The sequence below is a fragment of the Paraburkholderia sp. MM5384-R2 genome (genome assembly GCF_014201025.1).
Lineage (GTDB): Bacteria > Pseudomonadota > Gammaproteobacteria > Burkholderiales > Burkholderiaceae > Paraburkholderia > Paraburkholderia tuberum.
This window is the reverse complement of record NZ_JACHDI010000050.1, coordinates 1-23663: the sequence shown is the minus strand read 5'-3', so window position 1 is coordinate 23663 and position 23663 is coordinate 1. Positions and strand designations below refer to the sequence as shown.

General features: G+C 63.7%; 17 protein-coding genes, 1 tRNA gene and 1 pseudogene. 11 read left to right on the top strand and 8 right to left on the bottom strand.

The features are described from left to right. Nucleotides 1–89: 89 nt before the first annotated feature. Entirely contained in the window at nucleotides 90–1280 is a 1191-nt protein-coding gene (pbpG, locus tag HDG37_RS37355) for a D-alanyl-D-alanine endopeptidase (RefSeq protein ID WP_184056415.1), read from the bottom strand. A 748-nt stretch (nucleotides 1281–2028) separates the two neighbouring features. Here pbpG and HDG37_RS37350 point away from each other — a divergent pair. Then, on the top strand, nucleotides 2029–2604 hold the full coding sequence (locus HDG37_RS37350) for a phasin family protein (RefSeq protein WP_013089827.1): 576 nt from the start codon (nucleotides 2029–2031) through the stop codon (nucleotides 2602–2604). 318 nt (nucleotides 2605–2922) lie between these two features. On the opposite strand, the gene lpdA is transcribed toward HDG37_RS37350, so the two are convergent. The 3 genes from lpdA to aceE all read right to left on the bottom strand — a co-directional run bounded on the left by lpdA (nucleotide 2923) and on the right by aceE (nucleotide 9265). Beyond that, entirely contained in the window at nucleotides 2923–4701 is a 1779-nt protein-coding gene (lpdA, locus tag HDG37_RS37345; protein ID WP_184056413.1) for a dihydrolipoyl dehydrogenase, read from the bottom strand. A 131-nt stretch (nucleotides 4702–4832) separates the two neighbouring features. Next, a complete protein-coding gene (gene aceF, locus HDG37_RS37340; RefSeq protein ID WP_184056411.1) occupies nucleotides 4833–6485 on the bottom strand; it encodes a dihydrolipoyllysine-residue acetyltransferase in 1653 nt (550 codons plus the stop codon). An 83-nt stretch (nucleotides 6486–6568) separates the two neighbouring features. Further along, entirely contained in the window at nucleotides 6569–9265 is a 2697-nt protein-coding gene (gene aceE, locus HDG37_RS37335; RefSeq protein ID WP_184056410.1) for a pyruvate dehydrogenase (acetyl-transferring), homodimeric type, read from the bottom strand. Between the two features lie 275 nt (nucleotides 9266–9540). Between aceE and fixL the strand changes: the two genes are divergently transcribed. The 4 genes from fixL to HDG37_RS37315 all read left to right on the top strand — a co-directional run bounded on the left by fixL (nucleotide 9541) and on the right by HDG37_RS37315 (nucleotide 16420). Then, a complete protein-coding gene (gene fixL / locus HDG37_RS37330; protein WP_167368661.1) occupies nucleotides 9541–12057 on the top strand; it encodes an oxygen sensor histidine kinase FixL in 2517 nt (838 codons plus the stop codon). Beyond that, the gene (fixJ, locus tag HDG37_RS37325; RefSeq protein WP_062129599.1) at nucleotides 12054–12698 is read left to right on the top strand and encodes an oxygen response regulator transcription factor FixJ; all 645 of its coding nucleotides are present in this window, start codon (nucleotides 12054–12056) and stop codon (nucleotides 12696–12698) included. The genes fixL and fixJ overlap by 4 nt, the downstream gene beginning before the upstream one ends. 438 nt (nucleotides 12699–13136) lie before the next feature. After that, complete coding sequence (gene folD / locus HDG37_RS37320) at nucleotides 13137–14000, top strand: bifunctional methylenetetrahydrofolate dehydrogenase/methenyltetrahydrofolate cyclohydrolase FolD (RefSeq protein WP_090800818.1); 864 nt, start codon at nucleotides 13137–13139, stop codon at nucleotides 13998–14000. 314 nt (nucleotides 14001–14314) lie between these two features. Then, the gene (locus HDG37_RS37315) at nucleotides 14315–16420 is read left to right on the top strand and encodes a M3 family metallopeptidase (protein ID WP_184056408.1); all 2106 of its coding nucleotides are present in this window, start codon (nucleotides 14315–14317) and stop codon (nucleotides 16418–16420) included. Nucleotides 16421–16550: 130 nt separating this feature from the next. Here the strand turns inward: HDG37_RS37315 and HDG37_RS37310 are convergent, their stop codons facing one another. Continuing rightward, nucleotides 16551–17852, bottom strand: coding sequence for an amidohydrolase family protein (locus tag HDG37_RS37310; protein ID WP_184056406.1), 1302 nt, complete (start codon nucleotides 17850–17852; stop codon nucleotides 16551–16553). Between the two features lie 163 nt (nucleotides 17853–18015). Here HDG37_RS37310 and HDG37_RS37305 point away from each other — a divergent pair, with 163 nt between their 5' ends. Further along, nucleotides 18016–18714, top strand: coding sequence for an aspartate/glutamate racemase family protein (locus tag HDG37_RS37305; protein WP_184056404.1), 699 nt, complete (start codon nucleotides 18016–18018; stop codon nucleotides 18712–18714). A 161-nt stretch (nucleotides 18715–18875) separates the two neighbouring features. Here the strand turns inward: HDG37_RS37305 and HDG37_RS37300 are convergent, their stop codons facing one another. Further along, on the bottom strand, nucleotides 18876–19166 hold the full coding sequence (locus HDG37_RS37300; protein WP_184022332.1) for a contact-dependent growth inhibition system immunity protein: 291 nt from the start codon (nucleotides 19164–19166) through the stop codon (nucleotides 18876–18878). A gap of 7 nt (nucleotides 19167–19173) precedes the next feature. Further along, nucleotides 19174–20010 carry an RNase A-like domain-containing protein gene (locus HDG37_RS37295; protein ID WP_184056402.1) on the bottom strand — a complete coding sequence of 279 codons (837 nt, stop codon included), beginning with the start codon at nucleotides 20008–20010 and terminating at the stop codon, nucleotides 19174–19176. A gap of 113 nt (nucleotides 20011–20123) precedes the next feature. Between HDG37_RS37295 and HDG37_RS40195 the strand changes: the two are divergent. Beyond that, nucleotides 20124–20219, top strand: a pseudogene (locus HDG37_RS40195) (aspartate racemase); the annotation flags it as partial. A 218-nt stretch (nucleotides 20220–20437) separates the two neighbouring features. On the opposite strand, the gene HDG37_RS37290 reads toward HDG37_RS40195, so the two are convergent. Next, a tRNA-Met gene (locus tag HDG37_RS37290) sits at nucleotides 20438–20514 on the bottom strand. A gap of 138 nt (nucleotides 20515–20652) precedes the next feature. Between HDG37_RS37290 and HDG37_RS37285 the strand changes: the two genes are divergently transcribed. The 4 genes from HDG37_RS37285 (at nucleotide 20653) to HDG37_RS37270 (ending at nucleotide 23350) form a co-directional block, all read left to right on the top strand. Continuing rightward, nucleotides 20653–21687: a LysR family transcriptional regulator gene (locus tag HDG37_RS37285; protein WP_184056400.1), complete on the top strand. Its 1035-nt coding sequence runs from the start codon at nucleotides 20653–20655 to the stop codon at nucleotides 21685–21687. 115 nt (nucleotides 21688–21802) lie between these two features. Continuing rightward, the gene (gstA, locus tag HDG37_RS37280; RefSeq protein ID WP_184056398.1) at nucleotides 21803–22414 is read left to right on the top strand and encodes a glutathione transferase GstA; all 612 of its coding nucleotides are present in this window, start codon (nucleotides 21803–21805) and stop codon (nucleotides 22412–22414) included. A gap of 48 nt (nucleotides 22415–22462) precedes the next feature. Continuing rightward, nucleotides 22463–22867 carry a heme-binding protein gene (locus HDG37_RS37275; RefSeq protein ID WP_184056396.1) on the top strand — a complete coding sequence of 135 codons (405 nt, stop codon included), beginning with the start codon at nucleotides 22463–22465 and terminating at the stop codon, nucleotides 22865–22867. Nucleotides 22868–23059: 192 nt separating this feature from the next. Then, nucleotides 23060–23350 carry a hypothetical protein gene (locus HDG37_RS37270; protein WP_184056394.1) on the top strand — a complete coding sequence of 97 codons (291 nt, stop codon included), beginning with the start codon at nucleotides 23060–23062 and terminating at the stop codon, nucleotides 23348–23350. The last annotated feature ends 313 nt before the right edge of the window (nucleotides 23351–23663 follow it).

Genomic DNA, 23663 nt, shown 5'->3' with positions numbered 1-23663 from the left:
ATGAAAAAAGCCTCGCATCCGCGAGGCTTTTTCTTTGCACGTCAGCTGCAGCCGGACCGACTACCACCGGCTGAGTATGCGTTGCGGCTTCAGGTACCCGGACCGCCGGCATCGGCGCTCGTGATACGCGGCTGGTCGCCGCCGTTGTCGAGCCACGTACGCAGACGCGTCGCGTCCGCGAAACGCGAGTACTTGCCCGACGAATCGAGCAGCACCAGGATCATCGGCCGGCCGTGGATGGTCGCCTGCATCACCAGACACTCGCCCGCTTCGTTGATGAAGCCGGTCTTCTGCAGACCGATGTCCCACGTCGGGTTGCGCACCAGCGCGTTCGTGCTGTTGTACGCGAGCGTGCGCTTGCCGGTGTACACCTCATAGCTGTGATCGGTCGAGAACTTGCGGATCAACGGGTACTGATACGCCGCGTTGACCATCTTCACGAGATCGCGCGCGCTCGACACGTTCATGCTCGTCAGACCGGTCGGGTTCTCGAAGTGCGTGTCGTTCATGCCGAGCTGCCTGGCCTTCGCGTTCATCGCCGCGAGGAACGCCGGACGGCCGCCCGGGTAGTAGCGCGACAGCGCCGCCGCCGCGCGATTTTCCGACGCCATCAGCGCGATGTGCAGCATGTCCTCGCGCGACAGCACCGAGCCCACCGACAGACGCGAACCGGTGTTCTTCTCGTAGTCGCGGTCTTCGTCGGTGACTTCGATCTGGTCGGTCATCGGCTCTTTCGAATCGAGCACCACCATCGCCGTCATCAGCTTGCTGATCGATGCGATCGGTACCACCGCGCGCGAGTTCTTGTCGAACAGCGTCTCGCCGCTGTTCTGGTCGATCACATAGGCGACGCTCGAGCGCAGCATCAGCGCGTCCGGCGTCTCGTGCAGACCAAACGCCTGGCCGACGCTCGGCTGGCGCGGCTCGTACGCGACGCGTCGCATCACCGAACGGTGCCGGCCGTTCGCCGTGAACGTGACGCGCTTGCGTTTGACGCCGGCGTGCGGGGCATCTTCATTCGCCGCAGCGGCTTTCACGGCCTCACCCTTGCCGGCTTTCGCCGCATGGCTCGACACCTTTCCGGTGGCGGCCGCCTGCGCAGGCTTCCTGGCAGTTTTAGCGTGTTTGGAAGTTTTTGCGGATGCAGCAGACGTAGCTGCAAAAGTGCTGACAGGCGTAGCGAACGCCGCTGCGATGGCCAGCGAGACGGCCACCGACAGAGCGGTGCTGCGCGCCGCGCCGTGGAGCACTTTTAGCGACGAAAACATGTCGGTTTTCATGGGTGTTCGATAGGGAGCGGCGAGAGGTTTCCGCAAGTGTAGTAAAGCAACGAAAAATTAGCAATTTTAAGCACTTATACGCGCTCCTTAAACCGGCTTGTCAGCTCCGATCGCGAAAACACGAATAAGTGCCGCGCCTCGATCGAAAAAAACGATCGTCGTCAGCAAGCCTCGCCATTGCCGCCGCCCGGCCCAATCGAGCAGATCATTGCAGGATAACGGCAATTTTGAGACAACCTTGATGCGGGGAAATACTGTCAGAGCACAGGCGGAGACTTCTGCGCCGCGCCATGAAGGCGTTGCGAGCGTGCGACGGACTTTTTTAAGTGTCCGACGAAAGTCGCCAACGCGCGTTCGACTGCCATCGTTCTTTAACGTTCCTTGTCATCTTGTGGTTTACATCGAATTGATGATGATCGGTTTTTCAGGGGCGAATTGCTGCCACACGAAAAAATAATCTCCCGATGGGCTGCTAAACGGTTGGTTTATGTCGCACCAGCACGGTGCAACGAGCAATCGTTCCGCGTCATGTTAATGACATGCCTACTGTATAACCTATTGTTTTGTCGGTATTTTCTTAACATTGTGCGATGCACAAAAAACGCTTGACATTCCTTGTGGGCATCCTAAAATGGGAACCATTGCTGCGATGCACAAAACATCGCGGTCCGGGGAGACGATGAATCTGCGTCTCGCCACCCACCCAATGCGGTCCGCACAGACCGGCCGCGATCCAGGAGCGTAAACCATGACTCTGCTGACCCCTGAGCAATTCGCCGCAGCCCAGAAAGCCAACTTCGAAACCCTGTTCGGCCTGACGACCAAAGCATTTGAAGGTGTCGAAAAGCTGGTCGAACTGAACCTGCAAGTTGTGAAGTCGACGCTCGCCGAAAGCCAGGAAAATGCCCAACGCGCGCTGTCCGTGAAGGACGCGCAGGAACTGCTGGCACTGCAAGCAAGCCTCGCGCAGCCGGTGGCTGAAAAGGCGCTGTCGTATGGCCGCCATGTGTACGAAATCGTTTCGGCAACGCAGGGTGAATTCACCCGCGTCGCGGAAGCGCAATTCGAAGAGCAAAACCGCAAGGTTCAGGCGCTCGTCGAAAACGTCGCCAAGAACGCACCGGCCGGTTCGGAAACCGCTGTCGCCGTGATGAAGTCGGCTATCACCGCCGCCAACACCACGTACGAAACGGTCCACAAGGCAACCCGCCAGGCTGTCGAAATCGCCGAAAGCAACTTCAACGCAGCTGCAACGGCCGCTTCGAAGGCAGCTTCGCAAGCCGCTGCGCAGGCATCGCGCGCCGCCGCCAAGAAGGCCGTCTAAGCTTCACGCGTCAACACGCAAGGCTTTATGCCTTGCGTCGTCTTTCACGCCGGCCCAGCCTATGCGCTGCGCCGGCGTTATGGCAAGCAACAGCGTCGTGCCGTTGCCGCTTATACGGTTTGATGAGCCGAACGCTCCGATACGTTGCAATGGCGTATCGTTTGCCCGGCCGCCAAGCCGGGATTTTTTTGCCCGCTACCGGCCGCCACGAAAACAAAAACGGCGCGCTCCGCCATGGAGCGCGCCGTTTTTCTTTGCCGTACGGCTCGACCGGCTTTGCCGCGCCCGCATGTCGTCATGCAGGCGCGGCGCACCGCATTACTTCTTCTTGACGGGCGGCAGATCGGTACAGACGCCTTCATACAACTCGGCCGCCATGCCGATCGATTCGCCGAGCGTCGGATGCGGATGGATCGTCTTGCCGATATCCGTTGCGTCCGCGCCCATCTCGATCGCGAGACAGACTTCGCTGATCAGGTCACCCGCATTCAGACCGACGATACCGCCGCCGATCACGCGATGCGTTTCCTCATCGAACAGCAGCTTCGTGAAGCCCTCGTCGCGACCGTTGGCGATCGCGCGACCCGATGCGGCCCACGGGAACACCGCCTTGCCGAACTTGACGCCTTCGGCTTTCAGCTGGTCTTCCGTCTTGCCGGCCCATGCCACTTCCGGATCGGTGTAGGCGACCGACGGAATCTGCAGCGCGTCGAAGTACGCCTTCTCGCCATGCGCGGCTTCCGCCGCCACGTGGCCTTCGTGCACGGCCTTGTGCGCGAGCATCGGCTGACCGACGATGTCGCCGATCGCGAAGATGTGCGGCACATTCGTGCGCTGTTGCCTGTCGACTTCGATGAAGCCGCGATCCGTCACCGCGACACCGGCCTTTTCCGCGCCGATCCGCTTGCCGTTCGGCGAGCGGCCGACGGCCACCAGCACGAGGTCGTAGCGTTGCGGCTCGGCCGGCGCCTGCTCGCCCTCGAACGACACGTAGATGCCGTCGTCCTTCGCTTCGGCGGCGATGGTCTTGGTCTTCAGCATTACGTTCGCGAAACGCTTGCTGTTGTACTTCTCCCAGACCTTGACCAGATCGCGATCCGCGCCGGCCATCAGGACGTCGAGCATTTCGACCACGTCGATCTGCGCGCCGAGCGTCGAGTACACGGTTGCCATTTCGAGACCGATGATGCCGCCGCCGATCACGAGCATGCGCTGCGGAATCTGGCGCAGTTCGAGCGCGCCGGTCGAATCGACCACGCGCGGATCCTCCGGAATGAACGGTAGCTTCACCGCTTCCGAGCCCGCTGCGATGATCGCCTGGTTGAACCTGACGACCTTCTTGCCGCCCTCGGTCTGCACTTCCATGTGGTTCGGATCGACGAACGCACCCGTACCGACCACCACTTCGACCTTGCGCGCCTTCGCCATGCCGGCGAGACCGCCGGTCAGCTTCTTGACCACGCCGGACTTGAAATCGCGCAGCTTGTCGAGATCGATCTGCGGCTTGCCGAACGTGATGCCGTGCGCGGCAAGATCAGCCGCTTCGTCGATGACGAGCGCGGTGTGCAGCAGCGCCTTCGACGGGATGCAGCCGACGTTCAGACACACGCCGCCGAGCGTCGGATAACGCTCGACCAGCACGGTCTTCATGCCGAGGTCGGCGGAGCGGAACGCGGCCGAATAACCGCCGGGGCCCGAACCGAGCACGAGCATGTCGCACTCGATGTCGGCGCTGCCCGAATAGCGGCCGGCTTGCGCAGCCGCTGCGGCGGCCTTCGGCGCCGCAGCGGCAGGCGCCGGCGCGGGAGCCGCCTTCTCGGGCGCTTTCGGCTCCGCAGCGGCCGCAGCCGCGCCGCCCGCCGTTGCCTCGACGAGCGCGATGACCGTGCCCTGCGAGACCTTGTCGCCCGGCTTGATACGCACTTCCTTGACGGTGCCGGCGGTATCGCTCGGCACTTCCATCGACGCCTTGTCGGATTCGAGCGTCAGCAGCGACTGCTCTTTTTCGATGGTGTCGCCCGGCTTGATGTTGACTTCGATGACGTCGACGTCCTTGAAGTCACCGATGTCCGGCACTTTTACTTCGACGAGACTCATGGTGTCCCCTTCTCTTATTGATCGATGATGAGCGGCGCCTTCGACGCGCACAGCGCACGCGAACGCGCGGACGGCGCGACGCGGATCGGTCGAAACCATCCGCGCCCGCGCCGGCGGACCTCACCAGCCGGTCAAAGAATCACACGCCGGAAATCGGCAAGAATCGAACCGAGGTATGCGTTGAAGCGCGCGGCTTCCGCTCCGTCGATCACGCGATGGTCGTACGACAGCGACAGCGGCATGGTCAGGCGCGGCTCGAACTGCTTGCCGTCCCACACCGGCTTCATCGCGCTGCGCGACAGGCCGAGAATCGCGACTTCAGGCGCATTGATGATCGGCGTGAAGTGCGTGCCGCCGATACCGCCCAGCGACGAGATCGAGAAGCAGCCGCCCTGCATCTGGTCCGGCTTCAGCTTGCCCTCGCGCGCGGCCTTCGACAGGTCGGCCATTTCCTTCGCGATGTCGACGAGGCCCTTCTTGTCCGCGTCGCGAATCACCGGCACCATGAGGCCGTTCGGCGTGTCGGCGGCAAAACCGATGTGGTAGTACTGCTTGAACACCAGGTTGTCGCCGTCGAGGCTCGCGTTGAAGGTCGGGAATTTCTTCAGGGCCGCCACGCAGGCCTTGATCACGAACGCGAGCATCGTGAACTTGACGCCCGCCTTCTCGTGTTCCTTGTTCAGCTTGACGCGCAGCGCTTCGAGCTCGGTGATGTCCGCTTCGTCGTTGTTCGTGACGTGCGGAATCATGACCCAGTTGCGATGCAGGTTCGCGCCCGAGATCTTCTTGATGCGCGACAACGGCTTCGGATCGATCGGACCGAACTTCGTGAAGTCGACCTTCGGCCATGGCAGCAGATTCAGCTCGCCACCGCCGGCGGCCGGCGCCGCCGCACCAGCCGGCGCCGCGCGCTGGCCCGTCATCACGCCCTTCACGAACGCGGTCACGTCGGCCTGCGTAATGCGGCCCTTCGGACCCGTGCCCTTCACCTGGCCGACATCGACGCCGAGTTCGCGCGCGAACTTGCGCACCGACGGCGACGCATGGCTCGGATGACGCGAGCCGCCTTCTCCAGCCGGGATCAGCGGCGCCTGCGCGAGCGCGGACGGCGCGGCCGGTGCCGGGGTCGGCGTGGCCGGCGCGTCGAACGGCTTTTCAGTCGGCGCCTTCGCGGCCGGTGCCGGCGCGGGTGCCGGGGCGGCGCCGCCTTCCGCTTCGATCACGACGATGACCGAGCCTTCCGACACGGTATCGCCAACCTTGACCTTCACTTCCTTGACGACACCGGCGGCCGAGCTGGGCACATCCATCGTCGCCTTGTCGGATTCGAGCGTGACGAGCGACTGTTCCTTCTCGACACGATCGCCGACCTTCACCGCGATCTCGATCACGGGAACGTCTTTGTAGTCGCCGATATCCGGCACCTTGATTTCCTGCACGCCACCGCCTGCTGCCGCGGGTGCGGGCGCCGCAGCGGGCGCTGCCGCCGGCGCAGGAGCAGGAGCCGGTGCGGCAGCCGCCGCGGGCGCCGCGGCAGCGGCGTTGGCGCCTTCCAGCACGATGATCAGCGTGCCTTCGGACACCGCATCGCCGACCTTGACCTTCACTTCCTTGACGACGCCGTCGGCCGAGCTCGGCACGTCCATCGTCGCCTTGTCGGATTCCAGCGTAACGAGCGATTGCTCTTTTTCGACGGTGTCACCCGCCTTCACCAGCACCTCGATCACAGGGACGTCCTTGTAATCGCCGATGTCCGGCACCTTGACTTCGATCGCTTGACTCATTGTTAGTGTCTCCTGGGCCGCGCACGCCGCCGGCCCCTCGCGATGAGGAGCAAGCGCGTGCATCGTGGCACACGGGTGATGCCTTAGACGGTCATCGGGTTGGGTTTGGCGGGATCAAGGTTGTACTTCTTGAGCGCCTCGGCGACCACCTTGCGTTCGATCGTGCCTTCGTCCGCCAGTGCGTTCAGCGCGGCGACCGTGACCCAGTAGCGATCGACTTCGAAGAAGTGACGCAGCTTCTCGCGCGTGTCCGAACGGCCGTAGCCGTCGGTGCCCAGCACGACGAACTTCTGCGGCACGAACGCGCGGATCTGCTCGGTCAGCGCGCGCACGTAGTCGGTCGATGCAATGACCGGACCCGGCGCATCCTTCAACAGCTTCTCGACGTGCGACAGCTTCTTCTCTTCGGTCGGGTGCAACAGGTTCCAGCGCTGCACTTCGTGACCTTCGCGCGCGAGCTCGGTGAAGCTCGGCACGCTCCACAGGTCGGCGTTGACGCCCCAGTCGTTTTTCAGCAGGTCGGCCGCGGCGATTACTTCGTTGAAGATCGTGCCCGCGCCCATCAGCTGCACGTGCGGCGCCTTTTTATCGGCTGCGGTCTTGCTGAACGAGTACATGCCCTTGATGATGTCGGCCGCCACGGTCTCGCCCTGCGGAATCGCCGGGTGCTCGTAGTTCTCGTTCATCACGGTGACGTAGTAGTAGACGTCTTCCTGGTCGGCGACCATGCGGCGCAGACCGTCCTGCACGATGACCGCGAGTTCGTAGCCGAACGTCGGGTCGTAGCTGATGCAGTTCGGCACCGAAGCCGCCCACATCAGCGAGTGGCCGTCTTCGTGTTGCAGGCCTTCGCCGTTCAGCGTCGTGCGGCCCGCCGTGCCGCCCAGCAGGAAGCCGCGCGAGCGCATGTCGCCAGCGGCCCATGCGAGGTCGCCGATGCGCTGGAAGCCGAACATCGAGTAGAAGATGTAGAACGGGATCATGATCTCGCCGTGCGTCGAGTACGACGTCGCGGCCGCGATCCAGTCGGCCATGCCGCCGGCTTCGTTGATGCCCTCCTGCAGGATCTGACCGGTCTCCGACTCACGGTAGAACATCAGCTGGTCGGAATCTTCCGGCACGTACTTCTGGCCGTCCTGATTCCAGATACCGATCTGACGGAACAGACCTTCCATGCCGAACGTACGCGATTCATCCGGCACGATCGGCACGACGCGCTTGCCGAGCGTCTTGTCCTTCAGCAGGATGTTCAGGATCCGCACGAACGCCATCGTCGTGGAGATCTCGCGGCCTTCGCCCGTGCCCTTCAACAGCGGCTCGAATGCCGACAGTTCCGGCACCGGCAGCGACTCGGCCTTCTGACGACGCGCCGGCAGATAGCCGCCGAGGTCCATGCGTTTCTGACGCATGTACTCGAGTTCCTTCGAGCCCTCCTCGAACGTCAGGTACGGCACGTCGACGATCTGCTCGTCCGTGATCGGCAGACGGAACTGGTCGCGGAACTTCTTCAACTGCTCCACCTGCATCTTCTTCTGCTGGTGGGTGATGTTCATCGCCTGGCCGGCTTCGCCCATGCCGTAGCCCTTGATCGTCTTCGCGAGGATGACAGTCGGCTGGCCCTTCGAATTCGTCGCTTCCGTGAACGCCGCGTAGATCTTGTGCGGATCATGGCCGCCGCGGTTCAGATTCCAGATGTCGTCGTCCGACCAGTCGGCGACCAGCGCCTTCAGTTCCGGCGTGTTGAAGAAGTGTTCACGCACGAACGCGCCCGACTCCGACTTGTACGTCTGGTACTCGCCGTCGACGACTTCCATCATGCGGCGCATCAGCGCGCCCGACTTGTCGCGCGCGAACAGCGCGTCCCAGCGGCTGCCCCAGATGACCTTGATCACGTTCCAGCCGGCGCCGCGGAATTCGCTTTCGAGTTCCTGGATGATCTTGCCGTTGCCACGCACCGGACCGTCGAGACGCTGCAGGTTGCAGTTGATCACGAACACGAGGTTGTCCAGGCGCTCGCGGCCGGCCATGCCGATCGCGCCGAGCGATTCCGGCTCGTCCGTTTCGCCGTCGCCGAGGAAGGCCCAGACCTTGCGGCCGTCGGTCTTCGCGATGCCGCGCGCCTGCAGGTACTTCATGAAGCGCGCCTGGTAGATCGCCATGATCGGACCCAGGCCCATCGACACGGTCGGGAATTGCCAGAAGTCCGGCATCAGCCACGGATGCGGATACGACGAGATGCCCTCGCCGCCGACTTCCTGGCGGAAGTTGTCGAGCTGCTTGTCGGTCAGGCGACCGAGCAGGAACGCGCGCGAGTAGACACCCGGCGACGAGTGGCCCTGCACGAACACGAGGTCACCGCCGTGCTCGGCCGACGGTGCGTGCCAGAAGTGGTTGTAGCCGACGTCGTACAGCGTGGCGGCCGATGCGAACGACGCGATGTGGCCGCCGACGTTGGTTTCCTTGCCGGCGCGCAGCACCATCGCCATCGCGTTCCAGCGGGTGTACGAGCGGATACGGTGTTCGATGTCCTGGTCGCCGGGGTTCTTGGCCTGGCGCGCGACCGGAATCGTGTTGATGTAAGGAGTGTTAGCGGAGAACGGCAGATGTTCGCCGTGCACGCGTGCAAATTCGATCTGTTTTTCGATCAGGTAGTGGGCACGATCAGGGCCTACTGCAGAAATCACGCCATCCAGCGCTTCCAGCCATTCGCCGGTTTCCTGGGGATCGTCGTCTTTATCGGCGGCGACATATTTCATGACTTCGTCGGGTACAGCGGACATGCTCGTCTCCTGGGTATGGGGAACGCACTTTGAACAGACGACGCGGACGCAGCAATGGCCGCGGCAGCTCCGGCCGATTGTAATAAGGGTCCCGACGTCAGCGCAACCAAATTTTCAAATTACGAGATCAATTCTCATAATGCGGAAAATTGCTGCGACGCAACCTGGTTTGACTGCCGATCGACTGATCCGCCGGCTAGTTTGCGCCGATTAACTGCACTTTCCGTGCTTTTTTGCGCCATTTGTCGGGGACGTGCTGAGCTACAATGCCACGCATGTTGACCGAACGGCTCTTCTCTCGCTCGGCGCGCACCGCGGGTTCGCCGGCGGATTCGTCGCCGTCCTCGCGCTGGCACCACGGACCCTGGTGGTCCAATTCCTATTTGCTGACGCCGCTCCTGTCGATCCTGGTGTTCCTGGTCGTCATGAGCCTGATTCTGTGGAGTCTGAACCGGCGCGAGCAGCAACAGCAGGAAGACACGCTGTACCGCAACGTCGCGTGGGCGCAGCAGCAGATCCGCCTGTCGATGACGGGCGCGCAAGAGCAGATCCAGGCACTCGCGCGCGACCTCGCCGCCGGCCATGCCGACGAGCATTCGTTCCAGGTGAGCACCACGGACATCATGCAGGGGCATCCCGAGATCCTCTACATGAACTGGTACACGGGCCAGCAGCAGCCGCGCTGGCCCAACGCCGCGCCGCCGGTGCTCGGCCAGCGGCTCGCGCGTCCGAACGACGCGCAGATGGACGAAGCTGTCAAGGCCGGCTTCGCCGAGGCGCGCAACACGCGCCGCCAGGTGTACTCGCCGCTCATCTACGACGACCTCGGCAACGGCTTCATCACGCTGCAAACGCCGATCTTCCGCGATCGCGATTTCCTCGGCACCATCGCCGCGGTGTTCTCGGTGGAAGGCATTCTGAAGCGCGACATCCCGCCCGAGCTGTCGGCCAAATACAAGATCTCGATCATCGACGCGAACAACCGCGAGTTGACCACCACATCGACCCGCCCGCGCCTGCCGCGCGACATGTTCTACGACCTGCCGCTCGACCCGCCGGGACAGGGCATCTCGGTGCGCGTGTACGCGTTCCCGCAGATCACCAACTTCACGAACAACACGCTGGTGTGGCTGGTGGCCGGCCTCTCCTGCTTCGTACTGTGGAGCCTGTGGAGTCTGTGGAAGCACACGCGCCAGCGCTTCGAGGCGCAGCAGGCGCTCTACGCGGAAGCGTTTTTCCGCCGCGCGATGGAAAACTCGGTGCTGATCGGCATGCGCGTGCTCGACATGCACGGCCGCATCACGCACGTGAACCCGGCGTTCTGCCGCATGACCGGCTGGGACGAAAGCGACCTCGTCGGCAAGAGCGCGCCGTTCGCCTACTGGCCGCGCGACGCGTACCCCGAGATGCAGCGTCAGCTCGACATGACGCTGCGCGGCAAGGCGCCCTCGTCCGGCTTCGAGCTGCGCGTGCGGCGCAAGGACAGCTCGACGTTCCACGCGCGGCTCTACGTGTCGCCGCTGATCGACAGCTCGGGCCGCCAGACCGGCTGGATGTCGTCGATGACCGACATCACCGAGCCGAAGCGCGCGCGCGAAGAGCTCGCCGCCGCCCACGAACGTTTCACGACCGTGCTCGAAAGCCTCGATGCGGCGGTGTCCGTGCTGGCCGCCGACGAAGCCGAGCTGCTGTTCGCGAACCGCTATTACCGGCATCTGTTCGGCATCCGCCCGGACGGCCACCTCGAACTCGCGGGCGGCGGCTTCGACGCCTCGCAGGCGTCGTCCGATTCGATCGACATGGTCGACACCTTCGTCGGCCTGCCCGCCGCCGCGCTGACCGAAAGCACCGCCGACGCGCAGGAAATCTACATCCCCGGCATCCAGAAGTGGTTCGAGGTGCGACGCCAGTACATCCAGTGGGTCGACGGCCATCTCGCGCAGATGCAGATCGCGACCGACATCACGACCCGCAAGCGCGCGCAGGAACTCGCGCGCCAGCAGGACGAGAAGCTGCAGTTCACGAGCCGCCTGATGACGATGGGTGAAATGGCCTCGTCGCTCGCGCACGAACTGAACCAGCCGCTCGCCGCCATCAATAACTATTGCTCCGGAACCGTCGCACTGGTTAAATCCGGTCGAACGACGCCCGACAATCTGCTGCCGGTGCTCGAAAAGACCGCGCAGCAGGCGGTGCGCGCCGGCATGATCATCAAGCGTATCCGCGAGTTCGTGAAGCGCAGCGAGCCGAAGCGGCAGGCCACGCGGGTCGCGGATATCGTCGCGGACGCGGTGGGTCTCGCCGAAATCGAGGCAAGGAAGCGGCGCATTCGCATCGTTACCGATCTGCGCTCGCGGCTGCCGGTGATCTACGTCGATCCGGTGCTGATCGAGCAGGTGCTCGTGAACCTGCTGAAGAACGGCGTCGAAGCGATGGCCGAAGCGCGCCCGAACGCGGTCGACCCAGTCATCCGCGTGGTCGTGCGACTGGAGAGCGGCTTCGTCTGCATCAGCGTCGTCGACCAGGGGCCCGGCGTCGACGAAGCGACCGCCGAGCGTCTGTTCGAACCGTTTTACAGCACCAAGTCCGATGGCATGGGCATGGGGCTGAACATTTGCCGTTCGATTATCGAATCGCACCGCGGCCGTCTGTGGGTGGTCAACAACGTCGAATCCGACGGCCACATCACGGGCGCCACGTTCCATTGCAGTCTGCCCATTGGGGAGCCTGACGGCCCGAGCAACGGCGGGTCCGAGGCGCCGATACCACAAACCGTTACGGGAGAGCTATGAACAGCCCAGTCACCACACAGGAAACCGTGTTTGTCGTCGACGACGACGAGGCCGTGCGAGATTCGCTGCGCTGGCTGCTGGAGGCGAACGGCTACCGCGTTCAGTGCTTCTCGAGCGCCGAGCAGTTCATCGACGCATGGCAGCCGCATCAGCATCCGGGCCAGATCGCGTGTCTGATCCTCGACGTGCGGATGTCCGGCATGAGCGGGCTCGAGTTGCAGGAACGCCTGATCGCCGACAACGCGTCGCTGCCGATCATTTTCGTGACGGGCCACGGCGACGTGCCGATGGCGGTGTCGACGATGAAAAAAGGCGCGATGGACTTCATCGAAAAGCCGTTCGACGAAGCCGAACTGCGCAAGCTCGTCGAGCGCATGCTCGACAAGGCACGCAGCGAAAGCACCAGCGTCCAGCAGCAGCGCGCCGCGGCCGAGCGCCTCGGCAAGTTGACCGCGCGCGAGCATCAGGTGCTCGAGCGGATCATCGCGGGCCGCCTGAACAAGCAGATCGCCGACGACCTCGGCATCAGCATCAAGACGGTCGAAGCGCATCGCGCGAACATCATGGAAAAGCTGAACGTCAACACGGTCGCCGATCTGCTGCGACTCGCGCTGTCGAACAAGCCGCAAACGGCGCAGTAACAGAGGCACGGGCGGCCTTTCGTTCGGAGGGGCCGTTGGTACGTGGCCGCCATCCGTGGCGGTTGCGTCGCCGGTTCGCGACGGCCTGACCGACGCCGAGTCCGACGTGCGGGTGGCGTGCGAGCGGCCTGCCTGCCCCGCCGCTCGCGGTGCGCTTCCTGGCCGCCACAGGACCGCCGCCTCACATCCCGGACGCTCCCACGCGCGCCGCGCGCCCCGAATCCACCGCGAAGGCGCGCCCCCGCGCCGGTATAATGTCGGACTTCGCAGCGGCGCCTTGCCCGAACCGGCAGCGCGCCTGTCGCAGGGCGACGGGGCTCCGTGGCTCCGTCAGCCAGCCGAAGCACGCCCCTCCGCGCGAGCGCTTCGCCCCGCCTGCCAAACCGACTGTCCCGACCTGATTCCCGATCCCAATCTCGACCCAACGCTCGACCGACCATGACAGCCAAACTGATCGACGGCCTCGCCCTCTCAAAGACCCTGCGCGCCGACGTCGCGGCGCGCGCCGCCGCCCTGACCGCCCGCGGCCATCAGCCGGGCCTCGCCGTGATTCTGGTCGGCGACAATCCGGCCAGCGAAGTGTATGTGCGCAACAAGGTGAAGGCCTGCCACGACAACGGCCTCGGCTCGTCGTTCGACCGCTATCCGGCCGATCTGCCCGAAGCCGACCTGCTCGCGCGCATCGACGAGCTGAATCGCGATCCGGCCATCCATGGCATTCTCGTGCAGCTGCCGCTGCCGAAGCACATCGACAGCCACAAGGTGATCGAGGCGATCGCGCCCGAGAAGGACGTCGACGGTTTCCACGTCGCCAATGCGGGCGCGCTGATGACGGGTCAGCCGCTGTTCCGTCCGTGCACGCCGTACGGCGTGATGAAGATGTTCGCGGCCTACGGCATCGATCTGAAGGGCGCGAATGCGGTCGTGATAGGCCGCTCGAACATCGTCGGCAAGCCAATGGCGCTGCTGCTGCTCGAAGCGGGCGCGACCGTCACGATCTGCCACAGCAAGACGCGCGATCTGGCCGCGCACACGCGCAACGCCGACGTCGTGGTGGCCGCGACCGGTCTGCGCAACATCCTGACCGCCGACATGGTGAAGCCGGGAGCGACCGTGATCGACGTTGGCATGAATCGCGACGACGCCGGCAAGCTGTGCGGCGACGTCGACTTCGCGGGTGTCAAGGAAGTGGCCGGCCATATCACGCCGGTGCCGGGCGGCGTCGGCCCGATGACGATCACGATGCTGCTCGTCAACACGATCGAAGCCGCCGAGCGCGAGGCGGACGCGGCCAAGGCGTAACCGCCGGGCGGTGAGCGCGAGGCGGAGTGAGGCGACTCATCCGTCTCGTCCACCGGGTCATCACCCGCCCTTCTCTCTCGCAGAACCACCACCTCCTTACCGCGTCGCCGGATCCCACGGCCCACGCCCTGCCCCAACGCGCGCCCAGCGCGCCGCAACATCTGTTAATTTGTCAGCCGATGGATTGGAATCGGCGCCCCCCGCCCCAATAATGTCCGTAGCCGGTGCCGCCGGGCGCCGAGCGACCCAGCACGAGACGGCACGCGTGAGCGCACCCGCAGCGCCCCCTTCACCCGCGTCAGACAGGAAGCCTTATGTCCACTACCGCCACGCATCAAGACAACCCGCTCCTCGATTTTTCCGATCTGCCGCGCTTTGGCTCCATCCGACCCGAACACGTGACGCCCGCCCTCGACGTGCTGCTCGCCGACGCGGCGGCCGCCGTCGCGCGTGCCGCGCTGCCGGCCACGCCCGCGTCGTGGGCCGACGTCGTCGAACCGGTCGAGCGCGCCACCGAGCCGCTGTCGCGCGCGTGGAGCGTGATCGGTCATCTCAATGCCGTCGCCGATACGCCCGAGCTACGCGCCGTGTACGGCGAGAACCTGCCGCGCGTGACCGAGTTCTGGTCGAGCGTCGGCCAGAATCTCGCGCTCTACGAGAAGTACAAGGCACTGAACGCCAGCGACGAATTCGCATCGCTGAACGGCGAACGCAAGAAGATCCTCAGCAACGCGCTGCGTGATTTCCGTCTGTCGGGCGCCGAGTTGCCGGAAGACCAGAAGCCGCGTTTCGCCGAATTGCAGGAGCGCCAGGCGGCGCTGTCGAAGGCGTTTTCGGATCACGTGCTCGATGCGACCAACGCGTATGCGTACATCGTCGATGCGGGCAACGAAGCGCAACTGGCGGGACTGCCCGAAGACGTGATCGAAGCCGGGAAGGAAGCCGCCGAGCGAGACGGCAAGACCGGCTACAAGTTCACGCTGCACTTCCCGTCTTATTTCCCGGTCATGCAGTACTCGGAAAACCGTCCGATGCGCGAAGCGATGTATCGCGCATACGTGACGCGCGCGTCCGAGCTCGGCGCGCAATCCGGCAACGGCAAGACCGAGTGGGACAACACCCAGGTGCTCGCCGACGAATTGAAGCTGCGCGCCGAAGAAGCGCAGATGCTCGGCTACAGCAACTTCGCCGAAGTGTCGCTCGCGCCGAAGATGGCCGAATCGCCGGCGCAGGTAATGGCCTTCCTCGAAGACCTCGCGACGCGCGCGCGTCCGCATGCCGAGCAGGACTGGAAAGAGCTGCGCGAATTTGCCGCGAGCGAACTCGGCATGATCGATCTGCAGCCGTGGGACATGACGTTCGCCGCCGAGCGCCTGCGCCAGAAGCGCTATTCGTTCTCGGAAAACGAAGTGAAGCAGTACTTCCCGGAAAACGCGGTGTTCAAGGGCCTGTTCAAGGTCACCGAGACGCTGTTCGGCGTGCGCATCCGCCGCGACGAAGCGGCCGTCTGGCATCCGGACGTGCGCTTCTTCCGCGTCGAGAATCAGGACGGCGGCCTCGTCGCGCAGTTCTATCTCGACCTGTATGCACGCGAAGGCAAGCGCGGCGGCGCCTGGATGGACGACGCGCGCGGCCGTCACAAGCTCGCGCATGGCGCGGTGCAAACGCCGGTCGCGTATCTGACCTGTAATTTCTCGGCGCCGGTCGGCGGCAAGCCCGCCTGCTTCACGCACGACGAAGTGATCACGCTGTTCCATGAGTTCGGCCACGGCTTGCATCACATGCTCACGCGCGTCGATGAGCTCGGCGTGTCGGGCATCAACGGCGTCGAATGGGATGCGGTCGAGCTGCCTTCGCAGTTCATGGAGAACTTCTGCTGGGAGTGGGACGTGCTGTCCGACATGACCTCGCACGTCGATACCGCGAAGCCGCTGCCGCGCGAGCTGTTCGACAAGATGCTCGCCGCGAAGAACTTCCAGAGCGGCCTCGGCACGCTGCGGCAGATCGTGTTCTCGATGTTCGACATGCAACTGCATACCGGCTTCGACGCGAACGGCGCGAAGAGCGCCAACGAACTCGCGCGCGAAATCAACGAGCGCTTCCACGTCGTGCCGCAAGCGCCGTTCTCGCGTTGGCCGAATACGTTCAGCCATATTTTCGCGGGCGGCTACGCGGCCGGCTACTACAGCTACAAGTGGGCCGAAGTGCTGTCGGCCGACGCGTACGCGGCGTTCGAGGAAGCCGCGCAAGCCGCGGGCAGCGTGCTCGATCAGTCGACCGGCATGCGTTATCGTCGCGAGATTCTCGAAGTGGGCGGCAGCCGTCCGGCGATGGAATCGTTCAAGGCGTTCCGTGGCCGCGAGCCGAATATCGATGCGCTGCTACGGCATAACGGCATGGCGCCGGGTGCCGCGCACTGAGCGATTGAAACGTCGCGATGATCGTTCGTTCGGCCTGGATGCGATGGCGCTCAATGAACGATGCCGATAGAAAAACCGGCGGTCTGCTCGCGCAGGCCGCCGGTTTGTCATTGATGCGCGAGATACGTCGCTACGCGCGATGCAGCTTGAAATCGACCTGCTCAGGCCGCCCTTCGAGCGATAACGACACGCTCGCGGCCGGCGCGCGGCCGACCACCCTGCCCCGGCTCACCACCACGAGCCGCGCGGCGCGCAGACGGATCGCCTCGAGCTCGTCGCGCGCATCGAGCACGACGAGATTGGCCGCGCATCCTGGCGCGATGCCATAGTCTTCCAGACCGAGAATGCGCGCCGCGTTCACGGTCACCGCGTCGAAACAGGCGTGCATGCCGTCAACGCTGGTCATCTGCGCAACATGCAGACCCATCTGCGCGACTTCGAGCATGTCGGCCGAACCGAGGCTGTACCACGGGTCCATCACGCAGTCGTGGCCGAACGCGACCGTGATGCCCGCGGCCAGCATCTCCGGCACCCGCGTCATGCCGCGCCGTTTCGGGTACGTGTCGCTGCGGCCTTGCAGCGTGATGTTGATCAGCGGATTCGCGATCGCCGCGACGCCCGACTCGCGAATCAACGGCAACAGCTTGCTCACGTAGTAGTTGTCCATCGAATGCATCGACGTCAGGTGCGAGCCGGCGACACGTCCGTGCAGGCCGAGCCGGTGCGTTTCGGCCGCGAGCGTTTCGATGTGGCGCGACAGCGGATCGTCCGATTCGTCGCAATGCATGTCGACGCGCAGGCCCTTTTCGGCCGCGTACTCGCACAGCATGCGCACCGACTGCGCGCCGTCGGCCATCGTCCGCTCGAAATGCGGAATGCCGCCGACCACGTCGACGCCCATGTCGATCGCGCGCTTCAGATTATCGAACGCGCCGGCGCTGCGCAGCAGACCGTCTTGCGGGAAGGCAACCAATTGCAGATCGAGATACGGCGCGACGCGGCGCTTCACTTCGAGCAATGCCTCGACCGCGAGCAGACGCGGATCGCACACGTCGACGTGACTGCGGATCGCGAGCAGGCCGCGCGCGACCGCCCAATCGCAATACTGCATCGCGCGTTCGATCAACGCTTGCTGCGTAAGCTCGGGCTTCAGCTCGCCCCATAGCGCGATGCCTTCGAGCAGCGTGCCCGACGCGTTCACGCGCGGCAAACCGTACGACAGCGTCGCGTCCATATGGAAATGCGGGTCGACGAACGGCGGCGTGACGAGCAAACCGGCCGCGTCGATTTCGTCGCGCGCGCTCGCGGCCAGGTTCGGCTCGATGGCGACGATACGGCCCGCGTCGATGCCGATGTCGATTGGGCACTGGTGATGCGGGGACAGCTGGGCGGCACTGCGCGGCAGCGTCGCGTGGCGGATGATCAGATCCATGTTCGCTCCGGTTGATCGCGTTCGGACTCGCTACGATTCTATCGGCGCCAGAAAAATGCGGGCACCGATGCGTACCGGCGCGCAAGCCGAAATCCGTACCGGCTGCGCGCGATGCGACGCGCCTATACTCGCCGTTTCGGCCATGCATCGACGGAGCGTACAGATGAAAACGATCGGCGTGATCGGCGGAATGAGCTGGGAGTCGTCCACCGAGTATTACCGGCTGCTGAACCGCCACGCGAAGGCGCGGCTCGGCGGCCATCACAACGCGCGCAGTCTTCTGCTGACCGTCGATTTCGCGTCGATCGAGGCGAACCAGCGCGCCGGCGACTGGCACGCGCTCGGCGAACAGATGGCCGACGCCGCGCGCCAGCTCGAACGCGGCGGCGCCGATCTCGTGATTCTTGCGACGAACACGATGCATCGCGTGTGCGAATCGATCGAGCAGGCGATCACGGTACCGTTCCTGCACATCGCCGATCCGACCGGCGCGGCGCTGCGCGCGGCGGGCGTCGAGCGGGTGGGCCTGCTCGGCACGCGCTACACGATGGAGCAGACGTTCTATATGGGCCGGCTGCGCGAGCGCTATGGACTCGACACGCTCGTGCCTGATGAGGACGAACGCGCGGACGTGCACCGCATCATTTACGACGAGCTATGCCACGGTAACGTGGCCGACGCGTCGCGCGAGGTTTATCGACGCGTGATCGAGCATCTGGCCGCGCGTGGCGCGCAGGCGGTGATACTCGGCTGCACCGAGATCACGCTGCTGATCAAGCCGGAAGATTCGGTGCTGCCGGTGTTCGATACCACTGCGTTGCATGCGCAGGCGGCGGTGGAGTGGGCGATCGGGGCGGGGTGAAAATGGGCGCGGGGCTCTGGTTTTGCGCCGGAAGGAAAACAGATTCGCCTCCCTTTGGCGGTGAGAGAAGGCGCGAGTCGAAAGCGATAGATCGACATTCATAACCTCCCGTGCATACACATCGGACCGGATGGAACTGTCCGCGCCTTGCAACAAGCCGATTACTCGTTGAGGAGGCGCTGGATCTCGTCAAGAAAAGAGGCGACGGTGTAGCCCCACGGCTCGGGAGAAAATCCGCGCCCATACATCTGATCGAACGCAATGGCCAGATCGTGCGGGTGTTCGTTCCTGAACGAGTCTATTTCCCGAACTAAATTGGCGTAATCATGAGGACTGTCCTGCTTGTAACACGCGACTATTTCCGGGACGGTTTCTCCGAACAGGTCGAAGTCCTGGCCGAAATACGTTCTCATGAGGTGGTCCATTGCGGGATAGCGCTCTGATGAACTCATTTCTCTCTCATTCAAGGTAGGCGGTGAGGATGTAATATGGCATGCCGTTGTAGGGTTCGTATTTCAGCGTGACGAACACGTTGTTCATTCGCGTAAGTTCGCCAGTAACCCGCGTCACTCCATAGCCGATGTCGCCAGAGACGACTTTGGTGACTGTGATCTTTGCGTTTCGAGTTGGGGACTGCACCCACGTCCTGATTCTTACGGCATTGGCCTGCACCGTTTCCGAAATGGCGCGTTCGGCATGCTCAAGGGTTATAAACGAGGATACGATTTTTCGCTTTGGTTCACGTTTCAGCCGCTCCCTGAGCCATGCTTCGTTCTTACCAACATGCTTCTGGAGCGTGTGCCCTCCGAGCCTTGGATTGAGCGCTTTCGCCTCGTGCATTTGCAGATGGATCCGGCCCATCGTAACGCTGGCCGCGCGTGCAGCCTTGATCGAGCCAGCAAAGCCGAACGGCACGGCCATATCGATAGACAGGCCGATCTGGTCTGCCATGTCAGGGCTGACCCGCATCGCCTCTGCCAGCTTCGCCGTGCCCTTCTGAGTCAAGGTGGCGGTATCGCGCCCTGTCCAGACCTGGCGCAGGCCCGCCGCGGCCGTGTCCGAACCATGCGCCCCGAACACTACACACCCGGCCTTGCTTGCCATCGTCGGTTCGGGCAACACGCACAGCGCTGCCGCTCCGGCCATTTCAAGCACCCCGCCGACAACCTGCAAACCGCCCCACAGACGGTTGGAAAGCATTTCGGTGGGGCTAATCGAGTGGCGAGCCAGCACGGCCGACAGCTGCGGGGCGCTCAGCACCACGCGCACGCTGTCTGAATCCTGTTCATATGACATCTGAAACCTACTCCTGGTCGTTGGGACGACCAAGTTAACCGTTGGTTTAGACATCGGATATGGGCGATGGATGATTCTTGCGTCACACCGGTCAACGAAGATTCGGATACTGACTCGCGCTCGGCGAACGGATGGCCAACGCCGCACGCCAACTCGAACGCAGCGGCGCCGATCTCATGATCCTCGCGACGAACACGAGCCGGAAGATTCAGTGCTGCCCGGCTTCGATACCGCCGCGTTGCATGACGAGGCGGCGGTGCAGTGGGCGATTGGAGGAGAGACGATGGGCTCGATGCCTCGATCCCGCGCGAATCGTGTTGCATCTATTCACGCGCGCAGCATACGCAGCGAGCGCCACAAGCAAAACGTAGCGCCGAAAGTCAAAAAGCCCGCATGGCTTGCGCGATGCGGGCTTTCAACAATGCTTTGGTTGCGGGGGTAGGATTTGAACCTACGACCTTCGGGTTATGAGCCCGACGAGCTGCCAGACTGCTCCACCCCGCGTCAGAGAAAAAAGAGTATATCGGATCGCTGACACAACGTCAAATGTTGGCGCGAAATACATATCGAGTGCGGTCGCGCCGCGCTGCTGTCGAGGGAAATTAATTGTTCAACTTTCAACCATAAGCCGGACTACTGATCATGATGAACTTGACGCATTGGCGTTTGCTGGTGGCTGTGGCGGATGCAAGCTGTGTCTCGAAGGCCGCCGCGCAGGTCGGCATTACGCAGTCGGGCGCGAGCCAGGCCATCAGCCAGTTGGAGGACATGCTCGGCGTGAAGGTGCTGCTGCGCGACCGGCGCCGCACCACGGTGACGGCGATCGGCGAGCAGGTGATCGCGCATGCGCGACGCATGCTGGTCGAGTGGGAATCGATCAAGACGCTGGTCGATACGTCGCGCGGCCTGCATGCGGGGCGCATCAAGCTGGCGACGTTCCCGTCGGTCTTTACGAGTGTGCTGCCAAGCTTTTTGCAATCATTCGGTCAACAGTATCCCGGCATCGACGTCGTGACGCTCGACGGCACCGACGAGGAAATCGAGGCGTGGCTCGCTGACGGCACGGTGGACGTCGGCGTGGTGATAAACCCCGGAACCAGGCGCGAGGCGTTCGTGCTCGGCCGCGATGCGTGGGTGGTGGTCGCGCCGACCAACCATCCGCTCGCGCGGCGCTCGAGCGGGATTGGCGTCTCGCTCCAGGAACTGGCGGGCGAGCCGTGCGTGCTCGCCACGGGCGGCTGCCGTCTGAACAGTCGGCGGCTGTTCGAGGAAGCGGGCCACGCGCTGTCCGATCTGCGCATTTCGGTGCGCGATTGGTCGACCGCGTTCGAACTGATCCGCGAAGGCATGGGCATGTCGCTTGTGCCGGAATCGATGCTGCCGGTCGCGCGCCAGGGGCTGCGCGTGCTGAACCTTGCCGCGCCGATGTATCGCGAGTTCGGGCTGGTCTGTTCCGAGGCGGGCCGGCTCTCGCCAGCCGTGCACGCGTTCTTCGATCAATTGCGACGCACGCGCAGCGTAGTGCGGCTCGCCGCGCACCGTGCCGCACCGCTGGAACCGTACCACCCGGCCCGGCGCGCGCAGGGCGGCTGCCAGCCCGCGGTGCGCATCCCGCCGGCGAACGGGCATGTCGCCGAGGTTATAAGGATCGCTAATGCTGCCTCGGTCGAATGTTAACTTTACGTGCCACTTAGACGGGCCATAGGATCTGCTCACCCACCGGTCGCGGCGTGATACGCAACTTACGACGCCGCGGACGGCCTGTCTCAACGTCACCGCAGGATCCCAGCTCATGAAACTCTACTTCGCTCCCAATGCGTGTTCGCTGTCGCCGCACATCGTTCTGCGCGAACTCGGCCTGCCGTTCGAACTGGTCCGCGTCAACAATAAGACCAAGCAGACCTCCGAGGGCCGCAGTTTCCTCGAAGTCAACCCGAAAGGTTATGTCGCCGCGCTGGTGCTCGACAACGGCGAGGTGCTGACCGAAGGCCCGGCGATCCTCCAGTACCTAGCCGATCTGAAGCCGGAGGCGAAGCTCGCACCGGCGAACGGCACCTGGGAACGCGTGCGGCTTCAGGAAACGCTGAACTTTGTCACCTCGGAAATCCACGCCGGCTGCAGCCCGTTGTTCAGCAGCGATATCCCCGAGGATGTGAAGGACATCATCAAGGAGAAGTTCTACAAACGCCTGGACAACCTCGACGCCACGCTCTCGCGCAACGACTACCTCCTCGGCGAGTTCGGCGTGGCCGACGCCTACCTGTACACGGTGCTGTCCTGGCTGCCGCACTTCTCGATCGACATCAAGCGCTGGCCAGCGCTCGCACGCTTCATGGAGCGCATCGGCGCACGCGCCACGGTCAAGGCCGCGCTTGCCGCCGAGGAAGCCACGCCCGCCGTGTAAAAGCGCGCTCTCGACTGCGCATCAATTCCTCGACACATCACGATAGCGATGAGAACCAAGACCATACTTACCAACGACGACGCGAAGAAAATCGCCGCCGCCGCCGAGCGGCATGCATTGTCCCGCAACTGGCCCGTGACGATCGTGATCTTCGACGACGGTGGACATCTGCTGCACCTCAACTGCCTCGACGGCGCCACGCTCAGCTCGATCGAGATGGCGCTCGCGAAGGGCCGCACGGCCGCACTGGGCCGTCGTGAGAGCAAGTTTTACGAGGACCTCGTCAAACGGGGGCGCGTCGCCTTCCTGAGTGCGCCGATGACGGGCTTCCTTGAAGGCGGCGTGCCGATCGTCGTGGCGGGGGAGGTGGTCGGTTCGGTCAGCGTATCGGGTGTGAAGTCGGAGGAAGACGCCGAAATCGCGCGTGCCGGAATCGCCGCGCTGGGACTCTGAGAGACTCGGTGAAGCGAGAGCGGGCCCGCCTTCGTGACGGGCCTTTTTCTCCTCTGCTTTGTCGTCTTACTTGCGACGGCCGAGAGTGACCATGGCACATGGTAAGCGTGCTAATTTTCCGTTTCCTGAAGCGCCGCGTTTATGAGCAGGCGTGGCTCAAAAAACGCGGGCAGGCCGAGGTCTGAGTCGGAATTGCCCGATGTCGTCAAGCCAGCCGTACTGCAGGTTCTCTCGGACGGCGCGACGCTCGAACGCGAGTTCCAGGCAATTCTCGATGTGCACCCGCAGCACGATCTCTGGGTGACGGCGGAACTGCTTGCGCAAGCGCACCAGCACTGGACTGCATCGCTGGCACATCTGCCCGACCTGCTACAGGAGGCTGACGTACCGGAAGTCTCACGTGCAACGATGCGAGGCATCTTTAAGCCCATGGCACAACGAATTGAAGATCTTCTCGCGCAGGTCAGGCGCCAGCAGACCTGACACATCTTTGCCAGAGGCTTGCCTGGTATGGGCCGTGGCCTAGGTCGAAAACGAATTTCGCCGCCCGGGCTAAAGGCGGGACAGGCCGGCTGACCAGGCTGATTCAAAAATTACTAAAGCCTGTCAATATACTTTCATATTCACTTCATAGAATCCTCGCGTCATAGCGGCGCGAGCGTGAACCATGTGGTTTGGGGCTGACTGCGTGCCGGCTGTGCATTCACCCACGCTACCCGAACCCTGGATCACGACAACATGGCAGAGCCGTTCGACATTTCCCGCCGCAAGGCCCTGAAACTACTTGCCGGTGCGC